The following is a 13,679-nucleotide window of genomic DNA, read 5'->3' as shown; positions in this document are numbered from 1 at the left end:
TGGTACGGTGAAACACATCGGGTATCGCTGTTTCTCCGCTGTGCCCCCAGGGGAGCACAGACGCGGCATGAACGCCAGAGGCGCGACGGCATCAGGGAGGGACCCGTGGACACGGGGAAGGTGAACGAGGAGGCGGTACTGTCGGCCCTCATGAGGCCCTCCGACCCCCCGTCGCTGCTGGAGATCGCCTTCACCGAGGCGGTCGAGGGCGCGGATCCGGACGACGCGATCGCCGCCCGCCTGCTCGACGCCGCGTACGAGCAGTTCTGCCGCATGGGCATCAAACGCTCCACCATGGCGGACGTGGCCCGGCTGGCGGGTGTCTCCCGCATCACCGTCTACCGCCGGTTCGCCACCAAGGACGTGCTGGTCGAGCAGGTCGTACGGCGGGAGTTCCGGCGGTACTTCGACCGGTTCATCCTCGACATCCAGGACGCCGAGACGGTCGCCGACCGGGTCGTCCTCGGCTTCGTCAGCTCCCTGCGCACCATCCGCCGCAACCCGCTCATCGGGGGCCTGATGACGGCCGAACCGGACGTCGTCGTACCGTCCATGACCAGTGACGGAGGCCGCACCCTGGCCACCGTCCGGCGGTTCCTCGCGGGCAGGCTGCGCCGGGAGCAGCACGCGGGCACCGTCTCGGCGGACGTCGACGTGGACCTGGTCGCCGAGATGATGGTGCGCATCTCCGCGTCGTTCCTGGTCATCCCCAGTCATGTCGTCGACCTCGACGACGACGAGCGGCTGCGCGCGGTGGCCCGGCAGTTCCTCGTGCCGATGCTCGAACCGCCGCGTCCCTGACCCCCGTGACGCCCGCCCTCCCGTGACCTGGCCGGCGCCCGGTGGCCGTCGCACAGCCTATTGACACCCAGTCAACAACGGGTCCACTGTGTGCCGCCCGAGGAGTCCGAGGAACCCCGAGGCATCCGCTCGTGGTCCGCGATGGAGGGAGCCCCGCCCGTGGAATCGCCAGAGCAACCGCACCAGGCCGTCGAGGGATCGACCATCCCCCGGCTGCTGCGCCGCAACGCCCGGCAGTTCGCGGACCTGCCCGCGCTCACCACCGGCATCGGCCCCGACGACGGAACCCTGACCTGGTTCCAGCTGCGTGCCGAGGTCGCCGCCGTCACCCGCGGTCTCACCGCCGTCGGCCTGAACCGGGGCGAGCGCATGCTCATCGCGATGTCCCAGCGGGCGGAGCACTGGGTCACCGCCCTGGCCGCGATCCACCTGGGCGCCCTGCCCTGCAGCACCTACGACACCCTCGACACCGAGCAGATCCGCTCCGTCGCCCGGCACAGCGCGGCCACCGTCCTCGTCGTGGAGGGGGAGGAACAACTGCGGCGCTGGCAGCCGGCCCTGGACGACCTGCCGCACCTGCGCGCCGTCGTCCTCCTCGACTGGGGGGCCGCCCCGGAGGGCGACGCCCGGTTCGTCAGCTACCCGGCCGTGCGCGGGGCGGGACCGCTCGACGACGCCGCCCTCGACGCCCTCACCGACGGAGTCACCACCGACCAGCCGCTGACCGTCGTGTACACCCCGGGCACCACCGGCGAGCCCAAGGGCGTGGTGCTCACCCACCGCAACGTGATCCACCAGTCGCTGATGCACGACCGGCCCGCCGCCGTCCCCCGGCATGCGCGGACGGTGGCCCAGTTGCCGGTGGCGCACGTCGCCGGGCAGGTGCTCGGCATCCACCTGCCGGTCTGCGACGCCGGTCACGTCACCCTCTGCGCCGACCCCGCCCTGCTGCTGCCCACGCTGCTCCGGGTGCGCCCGCACGGCTTCTTCGGCACGCCCCGGGTGTGGGAGCGACTCGCCACCGGTCTGCGGGAGCGGCTCGACACCCTCACGGGGGAGCGGGCCGAGACGGTCGCGCAGGCGCGCCGCCTCGCCCTGGAGGCGTTCCGGCTGCGCTCCGACGGCAAGGACGTCCCGGAGGACCTGGCCGCACGCCTGGACCGGCTCGACGCGCAGGTGCTGCGGCCGGTCAGGGCCGCCATCGGGTTCGACGACTGTCACCGCGCCCGCAGCGGAGCCGCGCCGCTCCCCACCGCGGTCCAGGAGACCCTGGCGAGCGTGGGACTGCCGGTCCACGAGGTGTGGGGTCTGAGCGAGACCACCGGGGCGGTCACGGTCGGCACCCCTGAGGCGTTCACCCCCGGCGCGTGCGGCCTCCCCGGTCCGGGCATCGAGGTCAGGACCGCCGGCGACGGGGAGCTGCTCGTGCGCGGCCCGGTGGTCGCCCCCGGGTACCTGCGGGCCGACGGCGGCATCGAACCCGTCACCGACGCCGCCGGCTGGCTGCCCACCGGCGACACCGGCTCGGTCGACGCAGGGGGCATCGTCTCCGTCACCGGCCGCAAGACGGACCTCGTCCTCACCCACGGCGGCGAGAGCATCGTCCCGGCCCGGATCGAGTCCCTGCTGCGGTCCCACCCCCTGGTCGCCCACGCCGTCGCGATCGGCGACCGGCGCCCGTACGTCACCGCGCTGCTGGTGCTCGACGAGGAGGCGGCCCCGCTCTGGGCGAAGGCCCGCGGACTCGGCGACGGCGGCCTGGAGGAACTGGCCCGCCGCCCCGAGGTGCTCGCGGCCCTCGACACCGCCGTCGAGGAGGCCAACGCGGCACTCTCCCGCCCCGAACGGGTGAGGAAGTACCGGGTGCTCGCCGGACCCTGGACCCCGGAGTCCGGCGAACTGACCCCGGTACTGGGCGTGCGGCGCGAGGCCGTCGGCCGGCTGCACGCCGCGACCGTCGAGTCGATGTACGCCCAGGGCCCGTCCTAGGGGGTGCTGACCCCTAGCGGGGCGGGGTCGGCGTGTCGTGGGTCCGGTACATGGCCTGGACGTCGAGCGCGAGCTGCACCGTCGGGCCGACGACGGCGATCCCGCGCGCCAGCATGGAACGCCAGTTGAGGGTGAAGTCCTCGCGGTGCAGCTCGGCCTTGGCGAGGGCGGCGCAGCGCAGCTCCTGCTCGTAACCGCCGTTGACCGTGCCGAGGTACTCGGTGTCCAGGCCGACCGAGCGCGTGGTGCCGTGCATGGTGAGGGTGCCGTGCACGGTCCACCTGGAACCGCCCCGGTAGGCGAACCGGGTGCTGACGAAATCGATGAACGGGTAGTTCTCGACGTCCAGGAAGTCGGCCGACCTCAGGTGGTTGTCGCGGGTCTGGTTGCCCGTGTCGAGGCTGGAGGCGTCGATGCGCACCGAGACCTGCGAGTCGGCCATGTTCTCCGCGACCCGGATCCCGCCGTCGAACCGGGTGAAGCGGCCGTGGACGTGCGCCATGCCGACGTGCTTGGCGATGAAGCGGATCGCGGTGTGCGGAGGGTCGAACATCCAGGTGCCGGCGGGCGGCAGCTCCAGCCGGCGTCCGGGTTCCAGCACGACGCGGGCGGGCGCGAGAGCCACCCCCGGGGCTATGTCGACCGTCTCGCGGACCGGCGACAGGCCCTCCGCCGCCACCATCACGCTGTACGTGCCCGGGGGCAGGACCGCCATGAAGTAGCCGTACGGGTCGGTGGTGCCGCGTGCCGCGACGCGGTGGCTGTCCAGCGCGGTCACCGTCACCTCGGCTCCGCCCAGCGGTTGCCCCAGGACGTCGACGGCCTCGCAGCCGAACGCCCCCGCGCCGTCGGGCAGGGGGACCGAGAGGCCGGACGCGGCGTCGGGTTCGCCGTGCGGACGCAGGCGGCGCAGCAGTCCGAGGACCATGGTGTTCACCTTTCTTCACCCATGCCTCCCCGCGGCTCGCCGGGCACGCCGTGTTCGCGGATGCCAAGAGCGCAGGGAGCAGGACATCGGTACGGGAGGACGGCCTGTCCCTTGATCCTAAAGCCGCCGGGAGGGCGGAGCCGCTGCTCCCGTCGGTGATGTGAACGCCGACGATCACCGGTTGAGCCCCTCATCGGCGGGGCGTTGTGGGGGGTATGCGCCGAAGTGTGCCGTGTTTCTTTGCAGCCACGCTCCGGCAAACCGCATGAGGTGAATCACGATGTTCATGCGTCACACGCGGTCTCGGCGCACCTCGCCCACGATTCGCGCACATCCGTGTCGGGCCCGCACGCGAGCCGGGCGGTGGCCTTTCCCGCGCGAGTCCTTCCAGCACCTGGAATGTACGAACGTACGCTCCCGCTGTAGGCTCCGCGCATGACTGTCGACGTACTGCGGGAGCCCACCCGGGCCGACCGGCGGGCCCGCGCGGCCGTGGCGGTGCTGTTCCTCACCAACGGCGCCCTGTTCGCCAACCTGCTGCCGCGCTACCCCCAGATCAAGGACGACCTCGGCATCGGCAACGCCGCCTACGGCCTGGCCGTCGCGGCGTTCCCCACCGGCGCCATCGTCGCCGGCCTCGCCGCGGGGGTCCTCGTGCGCAGGCTGGGGTCGGCGCGCGTGGCCGTCCTCGGCACCCTGCTGACCGGCGCCGCGGTCCTGGCGGCGGGAGTCGCCGGCTCGGTGGCCCTCTTCGCGGGGGCGCTCTTCCTCGCCGGAGCCATGGACGCGATCACGGACGTCGCGCAGAACGCCCACGGTCTGCGGGTGCAGCGCCGCTACGGACGCAGCATCATCAACTCCTTCCACGCCATCTGGTCCATCGGCGCCGTCACCGGCGGCGCCATGGCCGCGGGTGCCATCGCCCTCGGCCTCTCCCGGGGACAGCACCTGCTCGTCTCCGGCGTGCTGTTCGGCGCCGCCGCCTGCGTGGCGCTGCGCTACTGCCTGCCCGGCCCCGAGACCGAGCCGGCCGCGGAGGAGGCGGGCGGCACGGACCTCGACCCGGGACGCCGGGGCGAGGCGGGGGTGAGGTCGCGGCGCACCGCGTACGTGCTGGCCGCCCTCGTCCTCATCGCCACCGCGGGCACGCTGGTCGAGGACGCGGGCAACTCCTGGGCCACGCTGTACCTCTCCGAGTCGCTGGACGCGTCGGTCACGCTGGCGGCCTGCGGGTTCATCGCCCTGGTCGGGGCACAGTTCGCCGGCCGCCTGATGGGCGACCGGCTGGTGGACCGGTTCGGGCAGCGGCAGGTGGCCCGGGCCGGCGGGTTCATCGTGCTGGCCGGCATGGGCCTGGCCCTGGCCGTGCCCACGGTCCCGGGCACGATCCTCGGCTTCGCCGCCGCCGGGTTCGGCGTGGCCACCCTCGTACCGGCGGCGATGCACGAGGCCGACGAACTGCCCGGTCTCAAGCCGGGGTCGGGGCTCACCATCGTCTCCTGGCTGATGCGCCTGGGCTTCCTGTGCTCCCCGCCCGTCGTCGGACTCGTCGCCGACGCCACCAGCCTGCGCGCGGGCCTGCTCGTGGTGCCCCTCGCCGGGCTCCTCGTCATCGTGCTCGCCCCGGTCCTGCGGCCCCGGCGGGGCTGAACCCGGGCCACTCCCGGCCGTCCCGGACGGCCGGGAGCGACGGGAGCACGCCCTCCCCCCGCCGCGCGCCGCGACGGAGCGACCGCCCCCCACCGTGCGATCCGCGGTGCCGCGTCACCGCGGTACGGCCGCCGCCTCCGGGGCCTTGTGTCCGACCCGCCACGAGCACACCGCCACCAGCACCGCGGAGGCCGCGACCACCGCCATGCCGACGGTCAGGTCGGTGTGGCCGGCGACGAAGCCGATGACCGCCGGGCCCGCGAGGAGACCGGTGGTGCCCATGGCGGCGACCAGGGCCAGCGCGCCGGGTCCCTCGGCCGCGGCGGCCACGTACAGGCAGGGGGTCACCGCGGCCATGCCCAGGCCCGCACAGGCGAAGCCGACGAGCGCGGGCCAGGTGCCGCCGGACAGCAGGGCGAGCGCGAGGCCGGTGCCGGCCAGCACACTGCCCGCACGCACCAGCAGGGCGTCACCCCACCGGCTCCGCCAGCCGTCGCCCAGCAGCCGGGCCACCACCATCATCACCGAGAAGAACGCGATGCCCAGCGGCGCCAGCCGCCCCGAGGCGCCCGTCTCCTCCGTCAGGTAGAGCGCGGACCAGTCGTTCATGGCGCCCTCGGTGACCGTGCCGAACACCATGGCGCACCCCAGCCAGAGCGCCGTGCGCGAGGCCCCGGTCAGGCTCCTGAGCCCCTTCGCGCCGCCGGCCGCCGGCTCCCGCACGGGCGGTGGAGCCTGCCCCTCGGCGAGGACCCGCGGCCTGGAGGCGGCCAGCAGCAGCACCAGCAGCGCCGCCGCCACCGCGAAGTGCGCGGTCAGGGAGTGGGTGACGGCGTTCGTGGCGGAGGCGAGCAGCGCGCCGCCGAACGCCCCGCCGCTGAACATCGCGTGCAACTGGGCCATCGCGGCCCGGCCGTAGTGCTCCTCCAGGGCGGCGCCCCGCGCGTTCATGGCGACGTTCAGACAGCCGACCGCCACACCATCGACGAAGACGACCGCCAGGGCGAGCGGGTAGCTGCCGGCCACGGCCAGCGCGGGCAGCACCGCCACCAGCGCCAGGGCGGACCACACCGCAAGGCCGCGCGTGCCGAGCCGCCGCATCAGGGGCGCCACCAGCGGGAACGACACCGCCGCCCCCACCCCGCAGATCATCAGCAGCAGCCCCAGCTGCGTCTCACCGAGGTCGAAGCGGGACTTGAGCGCGGGCAGCCGGGAGGCCCACGTGGCGTACTGGAAGCCGAGGAAGCAGAACAGCGCGGCCGTCGCCAGTTGGTCACGGCGGAAATCGCCGGGGTTGGGCAGCATGAGTGGTCAGGACCCCTCTTCGGGACCGCCGGAGCGGTCGCGGCGGACCGGGCAGGACATGTAGACGGCACCGTCGCCGTAATCCCCGTGGAGCTCGGCCCCCGGGTCGGGCCGGTAGCCGTGCCCGGCCCAGAAGCGCTCCGTCCCGCCGACGGCGATCAGCGAGATGCGCTCGTACGACGACCGCCGGGCGGTGTCGGTGAGGCGCCGCAGCAGCCGGCTGCCCAGCCCCCGGCCGCGCAGGTCGTCGGCGATCACGAGGTCGTGCAGGTGCAGGTTGCGCGAGTCGTACGTCCCCTCCTCGGGCCGGTGGAGATCCGCGTAGCGGTGGCGCGGGTAGGGCAGGGCGAGCGCGTAGCCCGCGACGCGGTCACCGGTCTCCAGGACGAAGCACGTCCCGGGGGACGCCCGGCCCCGGGAGCGCAGCGCGTCGATCCCCTCGGACAGCGAGACCGGCGCGTACACCCCCTCCTCGAGGGCGGCGATCCGCGGCCAGTCGTCCTCGCGGACGGTACGGACGCGCACCTCCGGGGCGGCGGCGCGGACGCAGACGCGGGGGAGCGGGCCGAAGCCGTTGAACTCCTCGGTCGTGTAACTGGCGGCGTAGGCGCCCGCGGACAGCACCCAGACCGGGTCGCCGGAGGCGGCCGCCCTCGGCACCCGCACCCGGTGGCCGGACGCGTAGGCGTCGTCGCTGTCGCAGGTGGGGCCCGCGACGACGGCCGGCACCAGGTCGGCGTCGGTCACGTCGGGGTGGGAGGGGAAGACGAGCGGATACTGCACCCCGTCCATCTCGTACAGGCCGTTGAACTTGCCGCAGCTCAGGTACAGCCAGTGCTCGCGCTCCCCGTCCGGCCGGCGCCGGGACGTCAGCCGGGCCACCCGGGCCCTGACCGCGCCGTGGTCGGCGACCAGGTGGCGGCCCGGCTCCACGACGAAGTCCAGGCCCCGGGGGGACAGCTCCGCCAGCCGGTCCATGCCCTCGCGCAGCACGGCGAAGATCTTGTCCAGCGGCGGGTCGAGCGGCTCGCCCCGCCGGTCCGCGTAGCCGAGCGCGGGCAGCCCCCCGCCCAGGTTGACGTGGTCCGGCACGATCCCGCGGCCGTGCAGCGCGGTGAGCACCTCGGCGAGGACCGCGCAGGCCTGCTGCCACGCCTCGGCGGTCATCTGCTGCGAACCGACGTGCACCGACAGCCCGGCGGGGACCAGACCCGTGTCCCGGGCGGTCTCCAGCACCCGCACGGCGTCGTCCGCCGAGCACCCGAACTTCCGGCTCAGCCCCCACAGCGCGCCCTCGCCCGTGGTCGCCAGCCGGCAGAACACGCGCGCGCCCGGAGCGTGTACGGCGAGCGCCGCCACGTCCTCGGTGCTGTCCGTGGCGAAGTCCCGCACGCCCAGCCGGTACGCCTCGGCGATGTCACGGTCGGACTTCACCGTGTTTCCGTAGTGCACGCGGTGCGCGGGCACCCCCGTCGCCAGCGCCCGGACGATCTCCCCCGGGCTCGCCGCGTCGAAGCCGGCGCCCCGGTCCGCCAGGAGTGCGAGGACCTCGTCCACCGGGCACGCCTTCATGGCGAACCGCACGTCGACGCCGGGCAGTTCGCCGGTCAGCGCCGCCAGCCGGCCGGCGATCCCGTCCAGGTCGTAGACGAGCGCGTCCTCGGTCGCGGCCGCGAGCGCGGTGCGCAGGTTCCCGCTCACCGCAGCGCGCCCCGGCCCGCGTGCACGAGGGCCTCCCAGGCGCCGATGAGGGCCACGAAGTCCGCGGTGTCCCGCGCGGCCTCGTCCAGCAGCCGTTCCCGCTCGGCCGTCATGCCGCGCGCGAACTCGGCGTACTTCCCGCCCAGCCGGCCGTACGCCTCGGCCACGGTGTCCAGCCGCCGCTCGTTCTCCGCGCGGTCCAGCCCCACGCTCTCGGCGAGGAAGGACGCGAAGGGCGCCGGGTCCAGCCGGCCGTCGTCGTCCAGCAACGCGTCACCCGCGTCCGCCATCCGCTCGTAGACGTGGTGGAAGTACAGCATCGACAGCAGGAACTTCACGAACCGGGTCTGGTACGCCAGGAACCCCGCACGGGTGCGGCGCTCCCCGGTGTAGTAGTTCTCGATGTGCCGGTTGTGCAGGACGCCGGGCAGGGAGGCGTCGTACACGGCGTGGATGAGGAAGTAGTCGCTGCCGATGGTCGCGGTGGCGGGCGGCAGCGGCAGCCGCTCGTACACGTCCCGGGCGAAGGCGATGTTGCACATGTCGACGCGCATCGGGTCGACCAGCGTCAGCGTCGAGTGGTCGCCCGTGAAGGGCAGCAGTCCGGCGCCCGTGAAGGACTCCTCGGCCAGTTCCCGCCGCTGTTCGTCGGTCCAGTGGCCGGGCGCCCACAGGCCGACGACCTCCTCGTAGACCTCCTTGTCGAGCTCCCGGATCCCGCCGATGTCGACGGAGAGCTCCCCGATGAAGGAGGCACCCACCAGGGACACGGGCCGGTGGGCGAGCGCGGGGTCGAGGGCCACCTCCGACACCCCGGAGAAGGCGTCGGCGGCCCGCTTGCCCAGGGAGGCCAGTTCGTGGTGCACCGGGTACACGGGCGAGCCCCCGAACACCTGGTAGGCGCAGTCGGAGTCGCGCCGGTGCACCGAACGGCAGCCCAGCGCCGCCGCGATCAGGAACGCCCGGTTGGTGCAGGCACCGTACGACAGCGCGTCCGGGAGCATGAGGCGCAGGATCCGCTCCGGCTCCGGGAGCGCGGCCCGTTCGACGGCACCGCGCAGGAAGTCCCGCTGGGCGGACTCGTCGAGGTGGTGCACCACGACGTGCGGCACCTCGGGCAGCGCGGCGACCGTCCGGGCGTGCGCCGCCCGGGTCGCCGCGTCGGAGGAGTCGAGGACCAGCAGACGCACTTCGACGTCGAAGTGCCGGACGGCGTAGGCGGCTTCCGCGCCGACGGCCGTGATGGTCGCGGAGCACTCCCGGTCGGTGGGGAGTGCCAGGCATATCCGGTGCACGTCGTCCCCCCGCCTCATCGCGTCCGCTCGTGCCAGGCGTCGAGGCCCAGCAGCCTGCGGCCCAGACCGTTGAGTTCGGCCGTCCCGTAGCGCAGCGACTCGTGCTTCACCGCGTCGCCGAGCAGGGTCGCGTTCCAGTCGGGCGTGCTCAGCGTGCGCCAGGACTCCACCCGCGAGCGGCGCAGCTCCTCGTGCTCCTCCAGGGCGGGCATCATCGACAGGTACTGCACCGCCCGCACCCCGTCGGCCGAGGAGTTGCCGGCCACGCCGTGCGCCAGCATCCCGTTGAAGATCAGCAGGTCACCCGCCTTCAACCGGGGCCGCACCACCGGGAACTGAGCGGGGTCGGTGCCCGGCCGGATCGGGTCCCGCCCGGCGGGCTGCCCCGTCCGCCACGCGTCGAACCGGCGGAAGAGCTCCGGCGAGCACTGGAAACCGCCGTGGTCGTCCTCGGTGTCGGTGAGCGCGATGATGCCCTGCACCCGCTGCGGCAGCACGCTCGCCGTGGTGTCCACGTCCCAGTGCAGCTCGATGTCGAACCCCTCGTCCGTGGGGTCGATCAGGGACCGCGAACGGTTCCGCACATTCGGCGGGTTGAGGTTGAGGCGGTCCAGCGTCACCCACAGCTCCTCGCAGTCCCACACGTCCACGAACGCGTCGTGAACCCGCTGCGACTGCCGGCTGTCCCAGATCAGCTGGTGGTGATACGCCTCCACGAAGCCGTACACGTACAGGTCCCGGTCGAGGTCCGAGCGGAAGGCGCGCTCCTCGTACCAGGTGTCGGGCCGCTGCGGGTCGAGGCCCTGGAACTCCCAGGCGAACTCCAGCAGCCGCTTGGCCGCGTCGGGGGAGATCGCCTCCGGCACCACCACGTGACCGTGGTCCTGCCAGGACGCGAACTGCTCCTCGGTCAGCACCCGCAGCGGCAGGTCCTTCTTCAGGTGCCTCAGCTGCGTCTCGGCGAGGTACGTCTCACCGTCGGCGCTGAAGTAGGGGCGCTCGGAGGCGGCGCGGTGTAAGAAACGGTGCTTCGTCGTCATGCGGTACTCCGGAGATCGGGATCGCTCACGGCATGCGGACAGGAGGAAGGAAGAAGGGGCGGACGCGGCGGGCGACGGAGCCGGTGACCGGCCGGCGCCGCACGGGTCCGCTACGGCCGGACGGCGGCGCGCCCGGAAACGACTCCGGGGTGCGCCCCGCGGGAGCGGGAGCGCACCCCGGACGCCGGGCGCGGGAGGCCGGGGGTGACATCGATGTCGCCCCCCGGACCGGACGGTCGCGCCGGCATCCGGCCCGGCGCCTGCGTCCTCCCGGAAGGGGGCCGGCGCACGGAGTGCGTCCACCGCGGCAGTCGCGGGCGGCTGCTCTCGGCCATGCGGGGACCTCCGTGCGGGGTTGTGCACGCGGCGGCTGTGACGACCGTGCCCCGCGAGTGGTTCAGACCATGGGGATCGTGGACTGGACCAATGTGCCCTGTCAAGGAACACCTTTTTCAACTTATGTTTATATAAAGGAGGTTGAAGACGAAGGCGCCAGTCAGGGTGTCGGGCGGGTCAGGGTCGCCGTGAACTTGTAGCGCGAGCCGCGGTACACCGAGCGGACCCATTCCACCGGCGTTCCGGACTCGTCCCGCGCGTGGCGGGACAGCAGCAGCATCGGCAGCCCCACGTCCGTACCGAGCAGTCCGGCCTCCCGCGGGGTCGCCGGGGAGGTCTCGATCGTCTCGTCGGCCTCCGCCGGGCGCACCCCGTACACCTCGGCGAGGGTGGTGTAGAGCGAGGTGTAACGGGAGAGGTTGCGGCGCAGGTGGGGGAATCGGCGGGCGGACAGGTGGGTCGCCTCGATGGCCATCGGCTCCCCGCCGGCCAGCCGCAGCCGCTCGATGCGCAGCACCCTGTCCTCCGGCTCCACCTCCAGCAGGGCCGCGAGCTCGGCGTCGGCGGGGACGTACCCGATGTCCAGTACCTGCGAGGTCGGGTTGAGCCCCTGGGCCCGCATGTCCTCCGTGTAGGAGGTGAGCTGGAGCGTCCGGTAGACCTTCGGGCGGGCGACGAACGTGCCCTTGCCCTGGATCCGGTCCAGCCGGCCCTCGCCCACCAGCTCCTGCAACGCCCTGCGGATCGTGGTGCGGGAGGTGCGGAACTCGACGGCGAGCAGGCGCTCGGCCGGCATCGGGGCGCCCGGCGCCCGCTCGTCGGTCATCTGCAGTAACCGCTGCTTGATGCGGTAGTACTTCGGGACGCGACCGATGGGGTCCGGCGCCCCCCTTCCGGCCCGGGCGCTAACGACGTCGGTGCTCATGACCTGCCTTCCGGCTGCGGTGTCCGGCGCGCGGACGGCAGGGAGCCGGCCGCGGTGCACGTCGGCGGACGGCCGGGTTCGGCGCCGCACGCTCGGCGATCCCGTTATAACGGTGTGCTCTCGCTTTGGTCTAGTCCAACCCTCAACCCGTCCCCGTTTGGGTGGAGTTCTGCGGCCCGTCAGGGGTGTCCGAGCCGTTACCGAGGCGTGAGTCCACGACCCTTGACAGAGCCATAGGTCTAGGCCAAGCTCCCCTTGCTGGTCTAAACCATTTAGAGGAAGCCGGGTCCCAGCCCCCCGAGCCGTTGCGCCGTTGTCAGGGTCACCGCCGAGGGCGTGGGTGTGGAAGGCATTCCTGAGGAGGGGTGGCGCGTGAAGCGCAAGCTGATAGCCGCGATCGGGGTCGCGGGCATGTTGTTCTCCGTCGCTGCGTGCGGCGGCGACAGCGGCGACGGCGACAAGAAGGCCGGAGCGGACGGTTACGCCGGCGAGACGCTCACCGTGTGGGTGATGGACGGCTCGTCGCCGGACCAGTGGCAGAAGGACCTCACCGCCGAGTTCGAGAAGAAGACCAAGGCGAAGGTCAAGTTCGAGGTCCAGCAGTGGAACGGCATCCAGCAGAAGCTGACCACCGCGCTGTCCGAGGAGAACCCGCCGGACGTCTTCGAGATCGGCAACACGCAGACCCCGGCCTACGCCAAGACCGGCGGGCTCGCCGACCTCGCCGACCTCAAGTCCGAGATCGGCGGCGAGTGGACCGAGTCGCTCAACGAGTCGTCCGTCTTCGAGGGCAAGCAGTACGCCGCGCCCTGGTACTTCGCCAACCGCGTCGTCCTCTACAACAAGAAGGTGTGGGCGGACGCCGGCCTCAAGGACACCCCCAAGACCCGCGACGAGTTCTACGCCGCGCTCAAGACCATCGGTGCCAAGACCGACGCCGAGCCGATCTACCTGCCCGGCCAGAACTGGTACCACTTCGTCGGCCTCGTGATCGGCGAGGGCGGCGAACTCGTCAAGAAGGACGGCGACAAGTACGTCTCCAACCTCGACGACCCGAAGGTCGCCGCCGCCACGGAGACGTACAAGAAGTTCCAGGCGCTGTCGAAGGCGCCCAAGGACAAGGACGAGGCCACCCCGCAGCAGGGTGAGGTCTTCGCCAAGGGCAACGTCGGCGCGTTCATCGGCATGGGCTGGGAAGCCGGCATCGCGATCAAGGCCAACCCGAAGATCGAGCAGGACATCGGCTACTTCACCATCCCCGGTGCCGCGGCCGACAAGCCCGAGGGCGTCTTCCTCGGCGGCTCCAACCTCGCCGTCGCCGCCGGCAGCAAGAAGCAGGAACTGGCCAAGGAGTTCCTGAAGATCGCCCTCTCCGACCAGTTCGAGGGCCAGCTGGCCAAGCTCAACGGCGTCATCCCCAACAAGGAGTCGCTGCAGAGCAACCTGAAGGGCAACGCCCCCGCCGAGGCCGCCGCACCGGCCGCCGCCGTCGGCGGCACCACGCCGCTGATCCCGGAGTGGGCCGCGGTCGAGAACGCGCCCAACCCGATCAAGACGTACCTGACCGCCGTGCTGAACGGCAAGTCCCCGGCCGAGGCCGCCAAGCAGGTCGAGGGCGAGTTCAACAAGCGCCTGGCGCAGCAGCAGTAGGAGCGCACGCGCTCCGACCGGGGCGGGGGCCGACCGACGCGACGGCCCCCGCCCCGCGT

10 protein-coding genes and 1 pseudogene are annotated in these 13,679 nt (G+C 72.8%); 4 read left to right on the top strand and 7 right to left on the bottom strand.

Annotation, left to right across the window (positions count from 1 at the left end; genetic code table 11):
* The first annotated feature begins 105 nt into the window (after positions 1-105).
* On the top strand, positions 106-801 hold the full coding sequence (locus tag IE118_RS12945; RefSeq protein ID WP_229846788.1) for a TetR/AcrR family transcriptional regulator: 696 nt from the start codon (positions 106-108) through the stop codon (positions 799-801).
* A 159-nt stretch (positions 802-960) separates the two neighbouring features.
* On the top strand, positions 961-2,790 hold the full coding sequence (locus IE118_RS12940) for an AMP-dependent synthetase/ligase (RefSeq protein ID WP_189557950.1): 1,830 nt from the start codon (positions 961-963) through the stop codon (positions 2,788-2,790).
* 13 nt (positions 2,791-2,803) lie between these two features.
* Here IE118_RS12940 and IE118_RS12935 read toward each other — a convergent pair whose 3' ends face one another.
* Positions 2,804-3,718, bottom strand: a complete 915-nt coding sequence (locus IE118_RS12935; RefSeq protein ID WP_189558167.1) for a YceI family protein — start codon at positions 3,716-3,718, stop codon at positions 2,804-2,806.
* A gap of 435 nt (positions 3,719-4,153) precedes the next feature.
* Between IE118_RS12935 and IE118_RS12930 the strand changes: the two genes are divergently transcribed.
* Positions 4,154-5,368: an MFS transporter gene (locus IE118_RS12930; protein WP_189557949.1), complete on the top strand. Its 1,215-nt coding sequence runs from the start codon at positions 4,154-4,156 to the stop codon at positions 5,366-5,368.
* A gap of 114 nt (positions 5,369-5,482) precedes the next feature.
* On the opposite strand, the gene IE118_RS12925 is transcribed toward IE118_RS12930, so the two are convergent.
* The 6 genes and pseudogenes from IE118_RS12925 to IE118_RS12905 all read right to left on the bottom strand — a co-directional run bounded on the left by IE118_RS12925 (position 5,483) and on the right by IE118_RS12905 (position 11,970).
* Positions 5,483-6,673: an MFS transporter gene (locus tag IE118_RS12925; RefSeq protein WP_189557948.1), complete on the bottom strand. Its 1,191-nt coding sequence runs from the start codon at positions 6,671-6,673 to the stop codon at positions 5,483-5,485.
* 6 nt (positions 6,674-6,679) lie between these two features.
* Complete coding sequence (locus tag IE118_RS34040; RefSeq protein ID WP_229846797.1) at positions 6,680-7,138, bottom strand: GNAT family N-acetyltransferase; 459 nt, start codon at positions 7,136-7,138, stop codon at positions 6,680-6,682.
* Positions 7,139-7,213: 75 nt separating this feature from the next.
* Positions 7,214-8,413, bottom strand: a pseudogene (locus tag IE118_RS12920) (type III PLP-dependent enzyme); the annotation flags it as partial.
* Complete coding sequence (locus tag IE118_RS12915) at positions 8,371-9,687, bottom strand: DUF6271 family protein (RefSeq protein ID WP_229846787.1); 1,317 nt, start codon at positions 9,685-9,687, stop codon at positions 8,371-8,373. The pseudogene IE118_RS12920 and the gene IE118_RS12915, both read right to left, overlap by 43 nt.
* Complete coding sequence (locus IE118_RS12910; protein WP_189557947.1) at positions 9,684-10,709, bottom strand: phytanoyl-CoA dioxygenase family protein; 1,026 nt, start codon at positions 10,707-10,709, stop codon at positions 9,684-9,686. Before IE118_RS12910 ends, IE118_RS12915 begins: the two co-directional genes overlap by 4 nt.
* 496 nt (positions 10,710-11,205) lie before the next feature.
* Positions 11,206-11,970 carry a GntR family transcriptional regulator gene (locus IE118_RS12905; protein WP_189557946.1) on the bottom strand — a complete coding sequence of 255 codons (765 nt, stop codon included), beginning with the start codon at positions 11,968-11,970 and terminating at the stop codon, positions 11,206-11,208.
* A 372-nt stretch (positions 11,971-12,342) separates the two neighbouring features.
* Here IE118_RS12905 and IE118_RS12900 point away from each other — a divergent pair, with 372 nt between their 5' ends.
* Positions 12,343-13,620: an extracellular solute-binding protein gene (locus IE118_RS12900; RefSeq protein ID WP_189557945.1), complete on the top strand. Its 1,278-nt coding sequence runs from the start codon at positions 12,343-12,345 to the stop codon at positions 13,618-13,620.
* Positions 13,621-13,679: the final 59 nt, after the last annotated feature.

Origin of the sequence: Streptomyces pilosus, from assembly GCF_014649835.1 — a bacterium.
Lineage (GTDB): Bacteria > Actinomycetota > Actinomycetes > Streptomycetales > Streptomycetaceae > Streptomyces > Streptomyces pilosus.
Note: the sequence above shows the minus strand (reverse complement) of the source record. Positions and strands in the feature narration are given on the sequence as shown.